We start from the raw sequence: 19449 nt of genomic DNA, 5'->3' as shown, positions 1-19449 counted from the left end.
TTTTCTGGTAAAATAGAAAGGAATAGTGCGGTTGGGAGGGAGCGTATCATGAGAAGAAAGAGCGTGCTTTATTTAGAAGTAGCAGATCAGATTAAAGAAGATATTTTGAGTGGCAAGTATCCAGTAGGAACGTTTTTACCAACAGAAACAGAATTGGAAGAGATGTTTAACGTTAGTAAAATTACGATTCGGCGGGCAATCGAAATGTTAGCAACGGAAGAATTTGTTGAGAAAAAAAGTGGCCGGGGCACAACTGTTTTAAGCAATCGTCCCTATAATAAACTATCAAAAGCAGGGACGTTCACTGAATTTTTGAATGAATCAGGTCAGAAAGTAACTAAAAAAGTTTTACAAGTTGAAAACTTGACGTTGTCAAAAGAGATGACGGCTTATCAATTTTTAGGAGAAGAAGTGGTTCACCTTTCACGGTTATATCTAATCGATGAACAACCCTATATTTATTTTAATTACTATTTGCCAGCTGCCATGAAAGACGTATCATTGACTGAATACAAGGAAGAATCCTTGTATCGTTTGATGGATCGCCATGCCATTGAAATTTATAAATTTGAAGACCGTTTTGAAGTTGCAACTTTGACAGAAGCAGAGCAAAAGATGTTGCAAACAACTGAAACAACGGGCTTAAAAAGAATTCGGCGTTCGTTAAGCCCAACAGGTCGTTGCGTAGAATATTCAGAAGCTATTTATAATACGAAGATTCATCCTTATGTGATTGAATATGAAGCATAACTTTTAAAAGAATAACAGTGCACTTACAGTAATGTAAGTTCATTGTTATTCTTTTCTATTGTCGTTTTTTTTCGTTTTCGATACACTAAATGAGTGAGAAGAATAGGAGTGGAAAATATGTTAGAAGTACAAAATTTAAAAAAAGTTTACGGAAACGAAATTAAATATGAAGCCTTAAAAGGGATTAATTTAACTGTCCAAGATGGTGAATTTATTGGTATTATGGGACCTTCTGGAAGTGGGAAAAGTACACTTTTAAATTTATTGGCAACAATCGATAGTCCAACAGACGGTGAAATACTTTTAAATGGAAAAAATCCAAACAATTTGAATCAAGAACAAATTGCTAAATTCCGTCGTACAGAATTAGGATTTGTTTTTCAAAGCTTTAATTTAATGCCAACATTAACCGTTGAAGAAAATATTGTTTTGCCATTGACGCTTGATGGAGAAAAAGTCTCTGTAATGAAACGACAATTAGCAGAATTAAGTGAGCGTTTAGGTATCAATCATCTGTTGAAAAAACGAATTGCAGAAATTTCTGGTGGACAAGCACAACGGGTCGCCGTTGCGCGGGCAATGATTCATCATCCACAATTATTATTGGCTGATGAACCAACAGGAAACTTAGATACGAAATCATCTAAGGATGTGATGGGTTTGTTACAACAATTAAACGAAGAAGAAGCGGCGACTATTTTAATGGTGACCCATGATCCGCTAGCCGCAAGTTATTGCAAGCGCATCGTCTTTATTAAAGATGGTGAATTAATTGATGAAATTGTCCAAAATGGCAATCAAAAAGAGTTCTACGATTTAATCATGATGAAACTGGCTGAGATTGAAGGTGTCGATAATGAATTTTAATCAGTTTGTTATAAGAAACACGATTCGAAATAAGCATTTATACTTGGCTTATTTCCTAAGTACAATGTTTTCTGTGATGATCTTTTTTACGTTCACTGGTTTTGTCTTTCACCCAGCCTTAGCTAATGGTTTAAATCCTAAAGCACAAATGGGAATGACGGCTGCGGCTATTATAATCTATGGTTTCTCTTTCTTATTTGTTTTATACTCGATGGATGTCTTTATACAATCTCGAAAAAAAGAGTTTGGAACCTTGATGATTCAAGGGATGAGTCCAAAACAGTTAAAGAAAATGATTTTTATTGAAAACTTAGTGATTGGTTTCTTTGCTACAATTTTTGGTAGCATTTTAGGTGTTGGATTTTCACAGTTTATTTTATGGATTAGCAATTTATTGATGCATCTAGGTTTAGGTTTTTATTTGCCAGTGATGCCGTTTATCATTACTGTCATTTCATTTGCGGTCTTGTTTTTAGTAATTTCTTTCTTTATTCAATTCCGCTTGCCAAAAGCGACACTTCAAGAGCTATTAAAAGCAGGAGAAATGGGTAAAGGTGAAATCAAAAGCTCTAAAGTTAAATCTTTCTTAGCCGTGTTACTTTTAATTGTCGGTTACGGAATTGCTTTAGTTGCTAAGGGACAGTTAGTTTTAATGGTGATGTTCCCAGTAATTTTCTTAGTTATTTTAGGGACAAAATTCTTATTTGACCAATTGAGTGTTTCTGTCATTGAACGTTTAAAACGGAAACCAAAAATCTTTTGGAAAAAAACCAATATGGTCGTTTTATCAGATTTGGCTTTCCGTATGAAAGATAATGCACGTTCGTTCTTCTTGGTTTCGGTGATTTCAACGGTCGCTTTTGCTGCCATTGGAACGTTATACGGCGTGAACGAGATGATTTTTAAAGGAATAAGTTCTGTACCGTACGAACTGACATTGTCTGATTCGACCAACCCAGAAAATCAAGAAATGAAACAATTTGCGACAAAAACATTCCAAGAAAAAAATATTCAGTTTGATCAGATTGATTACACAATGTACAAAACAAGTGCCGGTATCCAATTGATTAAAACATCTGAATATAATAAACTTGCAAAATTTATAGATGAACCAACTTTAACAGGTGAGAAAGTAGTTAATTTATCACAAAAAGATGCTCCTTCTGCTGCATCAGTAGATGTCAAATCTGTTCAATTGGGAAATGATCAAGTTTTAAACATTGATAAAACAGAAGAAACCAATGTATTACCGACTTTTGGCGGTGTGGTTGTTATCCCAGATAGTACCTCAACTGATGGAATCAAAGCGGAAACAGAAACAATTTGGCAGCCCAAAGCAGGAACCAATCGTGAAGAATTGATAAAAGCAGAAAATATCATTGGTGACAAGTATCCCATGTTAGTAGGAACAGCTGCAATGTCGGCAGCCATTACGCAACATTATACGCCAGTTCTATTTGTCGGGCTATTTATCGGTATCGTGTTCTTTGTCTCTGCGGGTAGTTTCTTATACTTCCGTTTATACAGTGATATGAATACAGACGTTGAAAAATTCAAGATGATTTACAAACTTGGTTTGACGAAAAAAGAATTGAAGAAAATGATTTACCAACAAGTAGGTATTTTATTCTTTACCCCAATTGTTGTTTCATTTATTCATGGAGCTGTTGCTTTGAAAGCAATGTATGCTGTCTTAGATCAGCCAATGCAATTAGCTGGCTGGGAAGTTTTAGGTGTTTTCTTATTGATTCAGGTCGTTTACTATTTAATTGCCAGAACGTTCTACTTCAAAAAAGTTTATCACTTAGTGAAAGATTAATTATAAAAAATCGTTAAGTATACACGCTTAACGATTTTTTTTGATGCTCTTCGTGATATTGCATTCAAAGTGAGAATACGTTATAGTTATGAAGCGAATGTAATAGCAGAAATGAGGAAAAGAAATGCAGAAAGAATCCATTTATGGACTGACGAGAGAACAGCTTGTGGACTGGTTTTTAGCCCATGGCGAGAAGAAATTTCGCGCAACACAAGTGTGGGAATGGTTGTATACAAAACGTGTTGCTTCATTTAGTGAAATGTCGAACATTTCTAAATCGCTGATGACTTTATTAGAAGAGAATTTTTCATTAAATCCATTAAAACAAGTCATTGTGCAAGAAGCGCAGGATGGTACTGTGAAGTATTTATTTGAATTACCAGATAAAAATATGATTGAAACAGTCTTAATGCGTCAAGAATATGGATTATCTGTTTGTGTGACCACTCAAGTTGGCTGCAATATTGGGTGTACATTTTGTGCTAGCGGGCTATTAAAAAAACAAAGAGATTTAACTGCTGGCGAGATTGTCGCCCAAATTATGTGGGTACAACATTATTTCGATGAACGTGGGTTGGATGAACGTGTTAGCCATGTCGTTGTGATGGGAATTGGTGAACCATTTGATAATTATGCCAATGTCATGAACTTTTTACGAACGATTAATGATGATAAAGGGTTGGCTATTGGTGCCCGCCATATTACAGTTTCAACAAGTGGTTTAGTGCCAAAAATTCGTGAATTTGCAGACAGTGGACTACAAGTAAACTTAGCAATCTCATTACATGCTCCTAACAATGAAGTCCGTACATCAATTATGCGGATTAATCGTAGTTTTCCAATTGAAAAATTAATGGCAGCAATTGATGAATACATTGAAAAAACCAACCGGCGTGTTACATTTGAATATATTATGTTGAGTCAAGTGAACGACCGACCAGAACATGCTCAACAATTAGCAGATTTACTACGGAATAAGAAAAAACTTTCTTATGTTAATCTGATTCCGTATAACCCAGTGAGTGAACACGATCAATATAGCCGAAGCTCTAAAGAAGCGGTATTAAAATTTTATGATGTACTCAAAAAGAATGGCATCAATTGTGTTATTCGTAAAGAGCACGGAACAGATATTGATGCGGCTTGCGGACAATTACGCAGCAAACAAATGAAAAAAGAAAAAGTCAAAAACCAATAACGTAGTTAAAATCGGATCAGAAAGGTTTCTTTTTGATTCGATTTTTCATTTATTTAATGAAAAATCGTCGGTTTCTCAGTTCTTGTTTATAAACAAAAGATGAATGCTCTAAAACTTTTATGACAAATTTTCTTTTTGTGGTTTTCAAACTTGAAATTCTAAAAGAAATAGCTATACTGAAAAGAGATCGTTACAGAATTTTTCATGAAAACAGCTATTATTTTCGTTATCTTTTCAAGAAAGTGAAAATTTTGTTACGCTTGTTTAGTTTAAATGAAATGAGGGAGTCTATGGAGAAAAAGCAATTAAAAAGAGAGATCACAACGTTTGGTGCGTTATCCACGGTAATGGGTACGGTGATTGGCGCTGGTGTTTTCTTTAAAGCTGCGAGTGTCGTTGGACACGCACAGTCAGCTAGTTTAGCTATCTTTGCTTGGGTGTTAGGTGGTGCCTTAACCATTTGTGCAGGATTAACCAGCGCCGAACTTGCTACAGCAATCCCTGAAACAGGTGGCGCCGTGAAGTATATTGAATATACATATGGTAAATTAGCTGGTTTTCTTTTAGGGTGGGCACAAAGTATCATTTATTATCCTGCCAACATTTCGGCGTTATCCATTATTTTTAGTACACAACTAATCAATTTGTTTCATCTATCGGCAAATTTATTGATCCCGATTGCCATTCTTGCGGGAACTAGTATCACCGTAATTAATTTATTAGGAACAAAAATTGCTTCTTTGGTCCAATCAACAACATTGGTAGTAAAACTGATTCCAATTGCCTTGATTTCTTTAGTGGGGTTATTTACTCCAGGACAAGTAGCTGTTTCGCTTTTTCCCATTGAAACAACAGCGAATACTGGCTTTTTAGTTGCTTTTAGTGGCGCCTTAGTTGCCACCATGTTTGCTTATGATGGCTGGCTAGGTGTGGGTAACGTGGCTGGTGAAATGAAGCGACCAGAAAGAGACTTGCCTAAAGCCATTATTTTTGGTTTGTTATTGATTACTTTAATTTATGCTTTAATTAATTTTGTGTTTCTAAAAACATTACCAATTGAGCAAATCGCTGGGAATTTGAATGCAGCTTCGGATGCTTCTGTGGCTATTTTTGGACCAATTGGCGGCAAAATCGTAACTATTGGGATTTTAATCTCTGTATATGGTGCGTTAAACGGCTACACAATGACAGGGATTCGGATTCCTTATGCCTTAGCCTTAGATAATCTGATGCCTTTTAGTCGTCAGTTTCAAAAGTTGTCTAAACGTTTTGTTGTTCCTTACGTTGCTGGAATTTTTCAGTTAGCCGTGGCCATTATTATGATGTTTTTCGGGACCTTCGATTTATTGACGGATATGTTAGTTTTTGTTATGTGGCTGTTTAATCTATTAATTTTCTTAGCCGTTTTTATTTTAAGAAAACGAGAACCTGAATTAAAACGACCGTATAAAGTTCCTGGCTATCCAATTATTCCAATTATCGCAAGTCTAGGTGGTATCTTTATCTTGGTTACAACGAGTATTACACAGCCTATTCTTGCATTGATTGGTATAGGGATTACGCTTCTAGGAATTCCAGTTTATTTAGTTAATAAACAAAAAACGAAGCCAAAAACGTAAACGATCCAATCGGATTATCATAGTTTTTCTCAAAAATTTTGTGATTCAGAGAAATTTTTGAAAACTAAACGCAAGATTTTTTTAGTATAATACTAAGTGTCTAGGAGTTCCACTATTTTGGGGAAGATAGATGGACAGCGCAAACTTCAAAAAAAGAACCTTCATCTTATTGGTGAAGGTTCTTTTTTTTTGCTGAAATCATAAAATAAATGCGTAGTTTATTAGTGAGAGGAGGAAATGAATGACTGAAAATGTAAAAAAATTAGCCCATCAATTAATTGAATGGGGCGTTCTTCATGGAGCGCAAGACGTTTATTTTTTACCTAATGATACTGAAATAGCCATCTCTTTTCGGACAGGGATGCAACGGACACCTTACACACAAGTTTCCGCAGAAATAGGCGAAAAGTTAATTTTCCACTTTAAATTTATCGGCGGCATGGATGTCGGAGAAAGACGAAAAGCACAATTAGGCGCGACAACTTATCTAATTGGCGAGACGAAGCAACGCTTGCGTTTATCATCTGTGGGAGATTTTCAGAATCGAGAGAGCTTAGTGATTCGTTTTTTGCACCGATTTGGTGAACAAGCTGAACATTTTTTCTTTCCCCACCAGCTGAATGAAATTGAAGCATCTTGTCAGAAACGAGGACTTTATTTATTCAGTGGGCCAGTTGGTTCTGGGAAAACAACAACCATGTATCGTGTGGCTAAACAAAGAAGTGGCGAACAACAAGTGATAACAATTGAGGATCCTGTTGAAATTGAGGAAAAGCAGTTTTTACAGTTGCAAACAAATGAAAAAATTCAGTTAACGTACGAAGCCTTGATCAAAGTTTGCTTGCGCCATCATCCTGATATTTTGATTATTGGTGAAATTCGTGATGGCGAGACGGCTCAAGCAGTTATTCGAGCCGCCTTAACGGGTCATACTATTTTTGCGACAATTCACGCCCGTAACTTATTGGGGGTGCAACGGCGTTTGATAGAATTAGGTGGCCCAGAGCATGAATTGGCTGAATGCTTGCAAGGTATCATTTACCAACAGATTTTGACAACCACGATTAATAAGGAACAAGTGGCGGGAATTCTTTATGATTATTTCTTCTTTAAGGAAGCTGTTATAAAGAGTAGTTGGCAAAAGAATCTAAGAAAGGCGTGGGCGTATGGGTTTATTACAGAAAAAACGTATTTTCAAGCCATCGAATAAACTAACAAAAAAACAACAGCAGCTTTTTTTGAAACTATTAGCGGATTTACTTGCCAATGGTTTTAATATACAAGAAAGTTTTTCCTTCATGAAAAAATCAAACGCATTACCTCAGCACAGTATAACTTTTTTAGTTGAAGGTTTTTCCTCAGGCATTGCCTTACAAGCTTTAGTCGAAGAATTAGGGTTTTCAACAATGGTCTCGGCACAATTGTCGTTTGCTACCGCACACGGGGATTTGGTAGGGACACTACAAGCGATTTCCGAACATTTTTTTCAAACGGAAAAATATCGGCAACAGTTCTATAAAATAATTAGTTATCCGCTGCTCCTGATTGTTTTTTTGATTCTCGTCATTGTTGGTATTCGGCAATTTTTATTGCCCCAATTAATGGAAAATGATGCCAATAGTTATTCTAAAAATATTGGGATTCTTATGATTGTGTACAGTCCGTACATTCTGGTTACCTTAGTTTTTGTCCTCTCATTTAGTTTCTTTATTTTAAGCCGTTATTTGAAGCATCAGTCTGCTATTCAGCGAGCGTTCATTTATCTGAAATTGCCCATTATCCGTGGCCTTTATCGGGAATACGTCAGTGCTTTTTTTGCACTAGAATGGGGGAAGTTGCTCGCACAAGGATTAGAAATGAAAGAAGTCATCGATTTGATGCGCCATACAACCAATTACCCCTTAATGAAAGAATTAGCTGGAGCAATTAGTGAAGGTCTGCTAGTTGGTGAAAACTTACATAGACAATTAGCTGCTTATCCTTTTTTTACAAAAGCATTGGGTTTAATGATTCAACAAGGAGAAGTAAAAGGAAAATTAGGCAAGGAGTTGATGGTTTATAGTAATGTCTGTTTCCAAGGTTTTTTCAAAAAAATTGAACGAGTCATTACTCTTGTTCAACCATTTATTTTTATCATAATTGCTTGTTTAATTATCGGTGTTTATGGGGCAATGTTGCTGCCTATTTATGGCAATATGGAAGGAGTTTTATAATGAAAAAGAAACAAAAATACGCAGGTTTTACATTATTAGAAATGTTGATTGTCTTATTGATTATTTCCGTATTGATTTTACTTTTTGTCCCTAACTTAGCGAAACATAAAGAAACAGTTGATAAAAAAGGCAATGAAGCAATCGTAAAAATTGTGGAATCACAAATCGAGCTCTATACACTAGAAAAAAATAGGACGCCTTCCTTAAATGAATTAGTCAACGAAGGCTACATTACTAAAGAACAGTTAGATAAATATACAGCAGAAAAGCAATGAACAAGTCAGCAGGATTCACATTAATGGAAACACTTGCTAGTTTGACGATTGTTTGCTTTATGACTATGCTCCCAACACTCGCTATTCACCGCTGGCAAGAAACGTTAAAAATTGAACAGTTTCTTGCTACGGTAGAAAAACAACTTCGTTTTGCGCAACAGCAAGCAATTGTTTTAGAGGAAACACAAGAAGTTTGGTTTTTTGAAGAACAACAAAGCTTTTCATTTCCTGATAAATTGAACCAATCAGCTGGAAGGACTTCGCTAGCTGTACCTGAAAAAATGACAGTGAGTGGTCCAAACAAGCTCAGTTTTCTTCATTCGTCAGGGAACAATGGCCGTTTAGTGAAATATATTTTTACTTGGACTGAAAAGAAACAGCAACTTATTTTACAATTTCAGATGGGGAGTGGTAAAGTGCTTATATATCAATGGTTTTTAATGTTTTTACCACAGGTTTACCACAAATCACAAGTTCTCAATAAGTTTATCCATCATATCAGCTGTTTCTTTTTCTTCTTCTTTTAGCACATCGCTATAAACATCCAAAGTTATATTAATATTCTTGTGTCCTAACCGAGTTGAAACGTACTTAATGTTTGCTCCTGCTTCAATTAAAAACGTTGCATGGGTATGTCTTAGGCCGTGTACGGTTATGTTTTGAACTTCTGCTTTTTCACATAACAGGCGAAACATATACGTAATTCTTGATTGTTTGATAGGTAAATTTCGAGAATTTAAAATAAAATAGTCCTTATCGCTTAAAATTATCCCTTCTCTGAAAAGCCGTTCTTTCTCATGATTTTTGTATTTTTTTATTAAAGTGAGTAACGAGTTGTCAAAATAAACTTTACGTATGCTGGTTTTTGTTTTAGGTTTATTTTCACCGTAATCACCACGTGTAGAATTGATATCGAAATATTTTTCGGTTAAATCAATATCACTCCAACGCAGCCCCATCAGTTCGCCTTTCCTCATTCCAGATTTTAGCAGAGTTAAAAATATAACTTGCGTTTGAATATCTTCTTTTTCTAAAACCGCCACAAATCGCTGTAATTCCTTTTTAGAGAACGAACGAACATTATTACTTAAATCAAATTTAAAGCCTGTTAGCGTGTTGCTAGGGATGATTTGATTGTGTACCGCAGCGTTAATCATCCTCATTACAATTTTATGCCACGTTTGAATAGTTGATTCTGTATATTTGTTTTCTTGTCTTAATTTGTCAATAAATTCTCGTTTATAAGTAATCTTATTTAAAGAAGATAGCTTTTGATTTCCAATCAATGGTGATATGTGAAATTTAACAGCGGATTCAATGTTTTGTTTTGTTGAAACACTCCAATTGTCTTGGGCGTAAGGTATCCAGACTTTGATCCATTCATCTATGGTGAGTTGTTTATTTTCGACGAAGGAAGTATTTTGTGTTTCTAAATCATATTGGATTTTTAGCAATGCTTTATTCGCCGCTCTTTCACTTTCAAATCCACGTTTGCTAGCTTCTTTTCGGTGTTTTAGAGAGTTGTAATAAGGATAGCGATATCCCCAAAAAGTTCCTTTTTTATTTGAGTAAGAAAAAACATATTTGTATTTTTTGGACCAATTTAGTTTCGCCATATTTTCACGTCCTTTTCTTTGTGGTAAAATAGGCGTAACAAAATAAGCCTATTTTGGTTCTATTTTTAACGCACTAACTTCTTAGCCGGAGAGGGTGCGTTATTTTTATTGTAACAATTCACGTTTTTTTATTTCAAATTCTTGTTTTGTAATAATGCCATCATCTAACAAGGCTTTAAATTTTCTTATCTCGTCTGCAGAAGATAATACAGTGTTATCTTTATTACTTGAATTAGTTTTTAGTATTTGGTCCAGTTTTGCAATTAATTCGTTGTATTTATCCATTAAACCTTTACCAATCATAGAATCAGTTTTTGTTTCAGTTGTGATTAACATATATTTTACTGTCTGATTATTAGGAAGATGTAACATAACTCCTAATTGCTTAATGGAAGTAAATTCTTTTCCACCTGTTCCAGCACCAACTAAAGCCCCAACAGGACCAGCTAAAACGCCACCAACAACTGCACGAGTTATTCCGTGATGTTTTTTTATATTGCCACCAACAAAAATATCTGTGTAACTAATCAAATCATCATAGTTGATAACTTGTTGTTTTCTTGATTCAGAAATACTTTTTGGGATAAATATTTTTTTGTCTGAATCATTAAAATAAATACCGCCTATTACAATATCATGATTATTTTTAAAATATTCTTTTATTTGCTTTTCTTCTGCTTTCTTTACCTTTTTTTCTTCTTTATTTCCAAATAAAAACATACTATATTCCTCCATTTTTGTTGTTAGTTTTATCAACAAACTTCAAGATAAGTTTTAAGTCTGTGTCCTTACACGAGATTTTTTACGCAAAAATAATTCTTTGTAGTTCATCAGCACAAGCACATTTTTATATAACTGATTAATTTTGTTGAATTATAGTTATATCTATATTGATTAATAGCTGATCTTGCTAAGCATGGATTTAATAAGAATATTTTTGTTAAGAAATCATATAACCTTACGTGTAGTGCTGCAGCACTCATTTCAAATTCTTCGCAAATTTGACGGAAAGACATTTGCTTTTTTAAACATTCTTTCAATGCTTCATTGTTTATTAAAGCAAGGGATGCAAATATATTAGCTCTTATTTCTTTTGGTTCATCTTCGCTAGTGTATCCTTTTCCAGTAATTAAATCTGAAAAACTTTGAGACTTGCATTCCTTATTCATATCAAAAAAATAATGTGCAGATTCATGAAGTATTGAGAAATTTTGCCTTCCTTTAACCATTGTTGGATTATAGGAAATTCCGCATTTATCGTGAAATTTTATTATGTTTCCTGAAAATATTTTTCTTGAAACATCACCGAAACTATAGGGAATTATGTCAACATTTTCTACGTCAATCATATAATCTTTGTAGTGTTTCCATCTTAACTCTTTTAGTTCAATTCCATAGTAATTAGCAACTTTTTCAATAATAATATATGTCTGGTCATGATATTCAAAATAAGTATCGTAGTCTAAATACATAGGGGTCATCCAATCATTTATTTTTAAGTCTTGATTTCATGAATTCTAAGTACTCTTTTAATTCTTCTCTGAGCTGATCTTTTTCGGATTCGGTTAAATCTTCTGTATTTACACGGAAGAAAGTTGTAATTTCATCTTCTTCTAAGTTATTAGAATTTGGATTATCAGTTCGTCCAAGTAAATAATCTACAGATATATTGAAGTAGTCCGCAACTTTTTTTAATTTATCAGAACCAGGAGTATTCTTACGCCATCTATTAATTACCCCGTTTCCAAATCCCAATGTTTCTTCTAATTGTCTTATTGACATTTTCTTTTCGCTAGCAAGTAATTTTATTTTTTCGTATAAATCCACTTATATCAACCTTTCTAGAAATACAAAGAAAATATGTATACAAAAAATCTACAAAATGGTTGACAATGTAGAAAAAATGTATATAATAATTCTTGTAAGTTAATTGGATAGAAAAAAAGCAAACTAAAAACATACCTTACAGCATTAAGTTTGGCGACCGAGTGCATAATAAAGGTTTTGTTATAGGCTTATTTAACTATGTTCTGATTGTAGAATATTTGTATACATAAGTCAATAGTTTTATAAATTCTATCTAATTAATTTACAAAAAATACTAAAGAAAGGAGAAACTAATATGCCAGACACAACAGCGGGCAGAGCGAAAATTCGTGAGTACTTTGATGATAAGAAAATATCATTAACATCTGTAGCCACGTATTTCAATATTCATAAGCAAGATCTAAACGACTATCTTTCTGGTAAAAATCAAAGTAAAAAGGCTCACGAAACACTAACGGCTATTATTGAATACTACAAAATTAGATAGGAGTGTTTAGAATGGAAAATTTTCTAGATACATCTTCAAAAAACTTTCTATACAACATTATTGAAAAAATCCTGAGAAAAATGTTTGAGCAAGTCATAAATGAAGCTAGTCAAGGATTAAATGAACGTGCTGAGTATTTAGACATCAAACAATTATCGTCTATGTATTCAATGTCTGTTCCTGAAGTTGAACAAAATTTTGTAAAAGACAAACGTATGCAAATGATCGAAAAAAGAAAGCCTGGTACTAGCAAGGGAAAAAGATACTGGCCTGCTAAAGAAGCTATAAAAATTTGTAATGACATCATGAATCATTGGGATTAAAGGAAAGGACGATACAGAAACAATGGACAACTTAGTAATTATGAAAAACCAACAAGCAGTAACAACTAGTTTGCAAGTCGCAGAAACGTTTAATAAAAATCATCGTGATGTTTTAGCAGCGATTGATGATTTAAAAGAGGGGGTTGCGGAAAATTACGCAGGGCTATTTTACGAAGATAGCTATATTCATCCACAAAACAAACAAAAATATAGACAAATCATTATGAACCGTGACGGATTCACGCTACTAGCAATGGGATTCACTGGTCAAAAAGCTCTTAAGTTTAAACTGAAATACATTGAAGCTTTTAACCAAATGGAGGAACTGCTTAAAACTCAATCAAACTTACCGATTAATAACACAGAATTGTTATTAGAAGCTGCGTTAAAACATGAACGTGGATTGACTCTTGTAAATCAACGTTTAGATAAGCTAGAAACAGAAACAACAATTAATAGAAGCCAACAACGAAAGATACAAGGACTAGTTTCATCAACTGTTATCAAAGTATTAGGTGGCAAAAAAACATTGGCTTATCAGGATTCAAGTATTAAGCAATCAGCCTTTAGTAATTGTTATAAACAATTGAAAGCATTATTCGATGTAGCATCTTATGTAGACATTCCAAAAGTTCGATATGAAGAGGCTGTAGCTCTAATTCCTAGATGGAAGCCTAACTTAGAATTACAAGCAAGAATTGATATGGCTAATGATAATGGAGATATGTTTAAAGAAATAGGATAGTAATGATAAAAGGATAAGCCTTAACTTATCCCCAGTTAAAAGTAGTGTCAACAATAATAGCTTTTTGATCCATATCACTTTTGATGGATTCAATAATTTCTAAAACAGAAGATTTATAGTAATAAGTCTTGCTTGATGCGATTACTTCATTTTCTTCGGTTTTAATTACAAAATAGTATTTTTTATTAGAAGCTTTCTTTATTACAAAAAACATTTTGACACCCCGCTTTCAACTGAATTATATCAAAAAAATTATAGGAGGGTAAATATGAAAGCAATACGTGAAGCACGATTGATAGGCGCATTATTATTGATGATTGCGCTAGGTGTGTTATTGAAAAGCCACTTTTCAGTTCCAGTGTTGGCAACAATAAGTGTACCTCTTTTTATCCGTTGGTTTTTCAACTGGGATGAAGCGGAGTATCAGCATTTTCAAAAAAGACAAAATAAAAAGCCCCAATCGTCTGCCAACGATTAGGACACATACAAAATGAACTAAGGAGAGTATATCAAAATGAACGATAAAATTCAAAAATTAATTAAAAAACTAGCAAAAGAATGCCAGAAAGAAGATGTAGGTTTATCTTTGGCAGCTATCGATTTAAAAGGAGAGATGGCAATATCTCAAGTTGGAAAAGGCACGATAGTAGCCATTGCTGCACATAGCCAATATACACTAACAAAAGAAAAACTGGAACAATCAGATTGTGATTGTCCAAAACATCGTTTATTAAAGGAGATGTACGGTATTGCAACAGAAACTACGACTAAAAATACACATACTTTTGTCACAGATAATCCAAACGATTTGATGGATATATTATCGAAGGTTTTTCGAGGTGAGTTGAAATGACTAGAAAAGAAAAGTTAAACCAAGCAAAAAGATTAGCTGATTTATGGTACAAGCAACAAAAAAGTCAATTATACATTGCGCAACAAAAAGAGCGCAGGGGGATTGCATGATGAAAAAAGCGACTACGCCGCCAAGCAAATAGTCGCATACAAAATTATACTAGAAAAATTGTAACACAGAAAAGAGGTTTTGTGAATGAATCGTAGAGAAGCAAATACACTAGATAGATATTTAACAGAGCCGACTGAAAAACTATATAAGGAAACCTATGAAGATGATCCAGTGGACACTACTGATTGTTTTGGAAATGAAATTGCTGATGAAGACGGTGTGTTTGAGCTAACTTTTGCAATGAAATGTCTTTATACAGGACAACCAGTACTCACTTGTAAAAAAATTGCTACACAAGATACAATCGTTGATTTGATAGAAGAATTAGGCGAAGAAAACGTGTATTTAATTGAATATGTGAGTTCAGGAAAAAGATATAAGGAGGGCTTATTGAATGGCTGAAGCAACCAAAACAGATTTTTCTGAGTTGAATGTTTATCAAAAATTAGCGTATGTGAGACAAAAAGCACCATATATTCAAAAAAGTAAACGTGGCCAGCAATACAGCTATGTGGGGTCAAGCGATGTACTATCCGCATTAAATACAGTCATAAATCAAGTTGGATTAATTTTGAAGCCAGAAATTGTTGCTCATCAAGTTCGGGAATCACAAGATGAGGTATGGAAAGCGGATAAAGTAAAGAAAGAGCCTGTAGCCAAAAAACGTACAACGTATTTTACAGAGCTAGAGTTAATGATGACATGGATTAATATTCATAATCCTTCTGAGATTGTTGCTTGTTCATGGTATAGCCAAGGAGTAGATATTGAAGGAGAAAAGGGTGTAGGAAAAGCACTAACGTATGCGGAAAAATATTTTTTATTGAAATTTTTTAATATCGCAACAGATGATGATGATCCTGATAAATACCAAAAAGAACAGCTGAAAAATACTGCAATTACTGAACGGCAAATTGATATGTTGAACGCATCAATTAGTAGAGTAGCCGAGCTGGCAGGGCAAGAATTTGAAGCTGTGAAATCGTTAGCTATAAATGATTCTGATTTGAATCCTAAAAAAGCATTTGAAGAATATAGTGCTTATGATTATGGTGTTATTTCTAAATTGCTTGCGAAGTGGATAAATTTTTATGAATCTAGGCAGAAGGTTCAAGAAGATAAGAAGTGATTGAATGATTGGAAAAATCATAAAACACAAAGGAAATAAATTGGCGATTGAGTTTGAGGATGAGATCAACTCGAATTTCCTCAAACTCCTAGCTAACAACGATGACAATTTAGTAAAAGTTGAACTATTAGATAATCGACAAATGTCTCAAAAACAGAATGCACTTTCTCACGTTTTAATAGCTGATATAGCTCGTTGGAGTTATGACGAACCCAAATGGATAGAGGAAGTTCTAAAGTATTATTACGAAGCTAAAAACGGTGTGTATTTTGAACACAGTAAGGCTACACGACATGAGGCAACAGAATGGATTAGTTTTTTAATCGAATTTATTTTGAAAAACGATGTACCACTAGAAAAGAGATACCAATACTTGCTAGAAAATAACAAATGGTTTTATTACTGCCTAAAATATCGTAAGTGTTGTATTTGTGGAAAACATGCCGATGTTTGTCATATCGAGGTAGTCGGTATGGGGCGAAATCGTCAAAAGATTAATCACGAAACATTTACTTTTTACGCTGGTTGCCGTCAACATCATCAAGAAGAACATCAGATAGGAACTAAGAACTTTTTAAACAAATATCAAATTAAACCAGTAAAACTAAACGTTGAAGAACGTAAGAAGTTGAACATTGGAGGTTAACAGTTTGGTAAAGGAATTACTTGTAGAATACAGGCAATTAACATCGAGTCAAAAACTATTTTTTGAACTATTAGCATTTGTCTATATCGGTTCAAGAAATGGTAAAGGAATAGCTATTGAAACACAAACAATAAAAAAAGTCGTTAACGGAGAAATTAAGCATAAATATGTTTATACGGTCGTTGTTGATGAGGAGGATAACTAGTGAATGAACATAGAGGATATTACGCCATTATCCCAGCGATTGTTCGCTATGATAACCACTTAAATGGGAATGCAAAATTATTGTATGGAGAGCTAACGGCATTAGCAAATGAAAAAGGCTATTGTTGGGCAACGAATCAATATTTTGCAAATCTGTATAACGTTAGCAAGCGAACAATTATTTCATGGCTGAAACAGTTAGAAGAAAGAAACTATATAAAAATACAAATTTTTTATAAGCCAAACAGCAAAATGGTAGATCGGAGACATATCTATATCTTACCGTATCCAACTGATACAGAATTTTACACCCCTAGTGAAGAAAATTTCATCACCTATGGAAAAAATCATCAGGAGGGGAATGAAGAAAATTTCACTACCCCTAGTGAAGAAAACTTCACAGAGAATAATACATTAAATAATAATACAAAGAATAATACAAAGAATATATATAGTGTTGAACAAAGTTCAACCATGTCTGAATTATTTGAAAAAGTTTGGAAAACATATCCGAAGAAAACCAATAAGAAAAAAGCCAAAGAGCAATTCTTAAAGAAAATTAAGTCAGATGAAGACTTCGAACGGTTTAAAACAGGATACAAAGCTTATCTTAAGTATATCAAATTAAACGACTGGTATCATCCACAAGAATTGTTCCGCTGGATACGTGATGAACGTTTTAACGATGAATACGACTTGTCTGAAACGACAACGCAAGCAAGATATACGAATCCTCCAGTTAGACAAGAGCAATTACCAGATTGGGTAAATGAACCAAAACAAGAAGAGGAAAAACTATCACCAGAAAAGCAAGCTGAACTTGATAGGCAAATAAAAGAATTTTTGGAGGGCAAGTCATGATTGAAATGAGAGTACTTGATTATCGAATTACTAGTGATGATAAGCAAGTAATCGTAAATAAAGCGAGACGAAACGAACACGGAGAGTTAACCATTTTGACTGATAAAGACGGTACACAAAAAGAATCACTCGCTTTGATTGGTTATTATGGCAATTTAAGTAAGGCTCTCGTCGCAATAGAACGCGATTATGTGCTTTCTAGTGGTAAAACAATACAAACAGTCAAAGAATACAAAAAAGAGCTAGAATCGATTCACAGCAAGCTAAAACGTGAATTAGATTTCGGGGAGGAATTTTAGATGAATGAATTAGTTAAATTAGTGGAAGAATGGGCGAAAGAAAAGCGTTTAGATAAAGCGGAACCCGAAAAGCAAATGCTAAAAGTGATTGAGGAAGTCGGAGAAGTTGGCGCTGCATTGGCAAGAAACAACGAAAACGACTTAAGAGATGGTATCGGGGATATGGTTGTGACGTTAATTATTCTCGCTATGCAAAATAACATGGATTTATATGAATGCTTAAATCAAGCATATAGCGAAATTAAAAACCGCCAAGGAAAAATGGTAAACGGAGTATTCGTCAAAGAAGCCGATTTGTAAGGTTCGAGGTGGAAGAGATGCGAATTATTCTACCGATTGAGCCCAAGCCACAAAGTCGCCCGAGATTTGCAAGGCGTGGAAATTATGTTCAAACTTACGAAGATCGAGCGATGAAAGAATACAAAAATCAAGTAAAGAATTATTTTCGTAAATCAAGAGCAAAGTTGATTGAAAAAGGGCCAATTTCCGCACATGTGACGTTTTACATCCATCCGCCTAAATCTGCCTTAAGTAATAAACAGAAACGCTTAGAAGTGGAATTAGAGCGAAAATATTGCGATAAGAAACCTGACTTGGACAACTATTTCAAAGCAGTCACTGATGCTGCCGAAGGTATTTTATATAAAAACGATGGTCAAATTGCTGTGATGGTTTGCCAAAAGTTGTACAGTATGCGACCACGAACAGAACTAGAAATTACAAGTTTGGAGGAACAAGTGTAGTGGGTAAAACGGGTAAACAGATCAAAGAGAATTATTCGGTTAGAAAGCGAGTAAAGAAGATGATTAAATTTAAAGAATTTAATATTCAATTATTCGACGTTCACATTTATATAAAAAGGCTAAGTAGTTTTAAAACCAACAAAAATAGTATAAAAAAACTAACTAGTTTCCGCTAGCTAGTTATAGATACATTTTCATCTCAGATAGAGACAATTAATAATACATTACTATGAAATTTAAGGCAACAAAAAAAGCCAGCTGACCACTAGCTGACTTATGTGGTAGAAACAACTGTTTTCCGCCAGTTGTTCTTTAGGTGTGAGTTAGCACTTTCCCCAAATAAAGTGCTATTAAATAGCCGATTAAAAATCGACAATAAATCTCTTGCAGAGACGTGTACTACTATTAACTGTTTACCAGAAGTTAATGTAGAAAAGGAGGAAATTTATTTCATAAATAAAATCCCCAAGAAAGTTAAAGTGATTATACCATTGAAAAATAGATTTGAAAATACTTTCTATGTCAAAAATATTTATTAGATGGAAAATATCAAATGAATAAAGATGATGTGAAAGATGATGAATATTTTGATAAATAAATAGCCAGTCGGTTTCCGCCGACTGGCTGAGAAGTGAATAGCTATTGGAATAGTATTCTTAGTATAATTTATATCATATAGAGTCGTTGATGAGCAAAGAATAAGCATTTCTTATATATATTTGGATAAATAAAAAAAGCTACTTAGTTTCCGCTAGGCAATTCTTAAATGATGATATGTTTATTATAAATTATTATACCTTAAAAGGAGCGATTTCACTTGATTCTATTGTTAAAAGAAGTAGATTTTCGACAAACAAAAGCGAA

At 33.9% G+C, this 19449-nt stretch carries 26 protein-coding genes and 1 pseudogene; 22 read left to right on the top strand and 5 right to left on the bottom strand.

The window, feature by feature from the left end; all coding sequences use genetic code 11:
• Positions 1-48 precede the first annotated feature (48 nt).
• The 9 genes and pseudogenes from HMPREF2810_RS07800 to comGD all read left to right on the top strand — a co-directional run.
• Positions 49-750 (top strand): GntR family transcriptional regulator, encoded by a 702-nt coding sequence (locus HMPREF2810_RS07800; RefSeq protein ID WP_002419703.1) that lies wholly within the window; start codon positions 49-51, stop codon positions 748-750.
• Between the two features lie 117 nt (positions 751-867).
• The gene (locus HMPREF2810_RS07795) at positions 868-1617 is read left to right on the top strand and encodes an ABC transporter ATP-binding protein (RefSeq protein ID WP_002419702.1); all 750 of its coding nucleotides are present in this window, start codon (positions 868-870) and stop codon (positions 1615-1617) included.
• Positions 1607-3436 (top strand): ABC transporter permease, encoded by a 1830-nt coding sequence (locus tag HMPREF2810_RS07790; RefSeq protein WP_002419701.1) that lies wholly within the window; start codon positions 1607-1609, stop codon positions 3434-3436. Before HMPREF2810_RS07795 ends, HMPREF2810_RS07790 begins: the two co-directional genes overlap by 11 nt.
• A gap of 124 nt (positions 3437-3560) precedes the next feature.
• Entirely contained in the window at positions 3561-4634 is a 1074-nt protein-coding gene (rlmN, locus tag HMPREF2810_RS07785; RefSeq protein ID WP_002356987.1) for a dual-specificity RNA methyltransferase RlmN, read from the top strand.
• Positions 4635-4924: 290 nt separating this feature from the next.
• Entirely contained in the window at positions 4925-6253 is a 1329-nt protein-coding gene (locus HMPREF2810_RS07780) for an APC family permease (RefSeq protein WP_002396609.1), read from the top strand.
• 241 nt (positions 6254-6494) lie between these two features.
• Positions 6495-7463, top strand: a complete 969-nt coding sequence (gene comGA, locus HMPREF2810_RS07775) for a competence type IV pilus ATPase ComGA (RefSeq protein WP_010715324.1) — start codon at positions 6495-6497, stop codon at positions 7461-7463.
• Positions 7420-8466, top strand: coding sequence for a competence type IV pilus assembly protein ComGB (gene comGB, locus HMPREF2810_RS07770; protein ID WP_010715323.1), 1047 nt, complete (start codon positions 7420-7422; stop codon positions 8464-8466). Before comGA ends, comGB begins: the two co-directional genes overlap by 44 nt.
• Entirely contained in the window at positions 8466-8741 is a 276-nt protein-coding gene (gene comGC, locus HMPREF2810_RS07765) for a competence type IV pilus major pilin ComGC (RefSeq protein ID WP_002366896.1), read from the top strand. Before comGB ends, comGC begins: the two co-directional genes overlap by 1 nt.
• A pseudogene (comGD, locus tag HMPREF2810_RS07760) lies at positions 8738-9172 on the top strand (competence type IV pilus minor pilin ComGD); the annotation flags it as partial. The gene comGC and the pseudogene comGD, both read left to right, overlap by 4 nt.
• A 36-nt stretch (positions 9173-9208) precedes the next feature.
• Here comGD and HMPREF2810_RS07755 read toward each other — a convergent pair.
• From HMPREF2810_RS07755 to HMPREF2810_RS07740, 4 genes are all read right to left on the bottom strand, one after another.
• Positions 9209-10357, bottom strand: coding sequence for a tyrosine-type recombinase/integrase (locus tag HMPREF2810_RS07755; protein ID WP_048942184.1), 1149 nt, complete (start codon positions 10355-10357; stop codon positions 9209-9211).
• 105 nt (positions 10358-10462) lie between these two features.
• Complete coding sequence (locus HMPREF2810_RS07750; protein ID WP_002387265.1) at positions 10463-11092, bottom strand: SHOCT domain-containing protein; 630 nt, start codon at positions 11090-11092, stop codon at positions 10463-10465.
• A 95-nt stretch (positions 11093-11187) separates the two neighbouring features.
• A complete protein-coding gene (locus HMPREF2810_RS07745; protein WP_002387266.1) occupies positions 11188-11838 on the bottom strand; it encodes an ImmA/IrrE family metallo-endopeptidase in 651 nt (216 codons plus the stop codon).
• Positions 11839-11842: 4 nt separating this feature from the next.
• Positions 11843-12184, bottom strand: coding sequence for a helix-turn-helix domain-containing protein (locus HMPREF2810_RS07740; RefSeq protein WP_002387267.1), 342 nt, complete (start codon positions 12182-12184; stop codon positions 11843-11845).
• Between the two features lie 295 nt (positions 12185-12479).
• On the opposite strand from HMPREF2810_RS07740, the gene HMPREF2810_RS07735 reads away from it, so the two are divergent.
• The 3 genes from HMPREF2810_RS07735 to HMPREF2810_RS07725 are packed head-to-tail and all read left to right on the top strand — an operon-like array spanning position 12480 to position 13739.
• On the top strand, positions 12480-12671 hold the full coding sequence (locus HMPREF2810_RS07735) for a hypothetical protein (protein WP_002383936.1): 192 nt from the start codon (positions 12480-12482) through the stop codon (positions 12669-12671).
• A gap of 11 nt (positions 12672-12682) precedes the next feature.
• Positions 12683-12994: a hypothetical protein gene (locus HMPREF2810_RS07730; RefSeq protein ID WP_002403885.1), complete on the top strand. Its 312-nt coding sequence runs from the start codon at positions 12683-12685 to the stop codon at positions 12992-12994.
• Between the two features lie 22 nt (positions 12995-13016).
• Positions 13017-13739: a Rha family transcriptional regulator gene (locus HMPREF2810_RS07725; RefSeq protein ID WP_002387270.1), complete on the top strand. Its 723-nt coding sequence runs from the start codon at positions 13017-13019 to the stop codon at positions 13737-13739.
• A gap of 25 nt (positions 13740-13764) precedes the next feature.
• On the opposite strand, the gene HMPREF2810_RS07720 is transcribed toward HMPREF2810_RS07725, so the two are convergent.
• A complete protein-coding gene (locus tag HMPREF2810_RS07720; RefSeq protein ID WP_002357001.1) occupies positions 13765-13953 on the bottom strand; it encodes a YegP family protein in 189 nt (62 codons plus the stop codon).
• A gap of 54 nt (positions 13954-14007) precedes the next feature.
• On the opposite strand from HMPREF2810_RS07720, the gene HMPREF2810_RS07715 reads away from it, so the two are divergent.
• The 10 genes from HMPREF2810_RS07715 (at position 14008) to HMPREF2810_RS07665 (ending at position 18585) form a co-directional block, all read left to right on the top strand.
• On the top strand, positions 14008-14217 hold the full coding sequence (locus HMPREF2810_RS07715) for a hypothetical protein (protein ID WP_002378465.1): 210 nt from the start codon (positions 14008-14010) through the stop codon (positions 14215-14217).
• Positions 14218-14253: 36 nt separating this feature from the next.
• Positions 14254-14592, top strand: coding sequence for a hypothetical protein (locus HMPREF2810_RS07710; protein WP_002402484.1), 339 nt, complete (start codon positions 14254-14256; stop codon positions 14590-14592).
• A 195-nt stretch (positions 14593-14787) separates the two neighbouring features.
• Positions 14788-15105, top strand: a complete 318-nt coding sequence (locus HMPREF2810_RS07700) for a hypothetical protein (RefSeq protein ID WP_002402485.1) — start codon at positions 14788-14790, stop codon at positions 15103-15105.
• On the top strand, positions 15098-15832 hold the full coding sequence (locus HMPREF2810_RS07695) for an ERF family protein (protein WP_002402486.1): 735 nt from the start codon (positions 15098-15100) through the stop codon (positions 15830-15832). Before HMPREF2810_RS07700 ends, HMPREF2810_RS07695 begins: the two co-directional genes overlap by 8 nt.
• A gap of 4 nt (positions 15833-15836) precedes the next feature.
• Positions 15837-16478 (top strand): putative HNHc nuclease, encoded by a 642-nt coding sequence (locus tag HMPREF2810_RS07690; protein ID WP_002402487.1) that lies wholly within the window; start codon positions 15837-15839, stop codon positions 16476-16478.
• A gap of 4 nt (positions 16479-16482) precedes the next feature.
• Positions 16483-16683 carry a hypothetical protein gene (locus HMPREF2810_RS07685; RefSeq protein ID WP_010715320.1) on the top strand — a complete coding sequence of 67 codons (201 nt, stop codon included), beginning with the start codon at positions 16483-16485 and terminating at the stop codon, positions 16681-16683.
• Positions 16683-17543 (top strand): helix-turn-helix domain-containing protein, encoded by an 861-nt coding sequence (locus tag HMPREF2810_RS07680; RefSeq protein WP_002402489.1) that lies wholly within the window; start codon positions 16683-16685, stop codon positions 17541-17543. Before HMPREF2810_RS07685 ends, HMPREF2810_RS07680 begins: the two co-directional genes overlap by 1 nt.
• A complete protein-coding gene (locus HMPREF2810_RS07675; protein ID WP_002368214.1) occupies positions 17540-17842 on the top strand; it encodes a hypothetical protein in 303 nt (100 codons plus the stop codon). Before HMPREF2810_RS07680 ends, HMPREF2810_RS07675 begins: the two co-directional genes overlap by 4 nt.
• Positions 17843-18142, top strand: a complete 300-nt coding sequence (locus HMPREF2810_RS07670) for a MazG-like family protein (RefSeq protein ID WP_002372047.1) — start codon at positions 17843-17845, stop codon at positions 18140-18142. It begins immediately after the preceding gene.
• 8 nt (positions 18143-18150) lie between these two features.
• A complete protein-coding gene (locus HMPREF2810_RS07665; RefSeq protein ID WP_002402491.1) occupies positions 18151-18585 on the top strand; it encodes a RusA family crossover junction endodeoxyribonuclease in 435 nt (144 codons plus the stop codon).
• Positions 18586-19449 lie beyond the last annotated feature (864 nt).

The sequence above is a fragment of the Enterococcus sp. HMSC078F03 genome (assembly GCF_001811595.1).
GTDB lineage: Bacteria > Bacillota > Bacilli > Lactobacillales > Enterococcaceae > Enterococcus > Enterococcus faecalis.
This window is presented reverse-complemented; position numbering and strand designations above follow the sequence as displayed.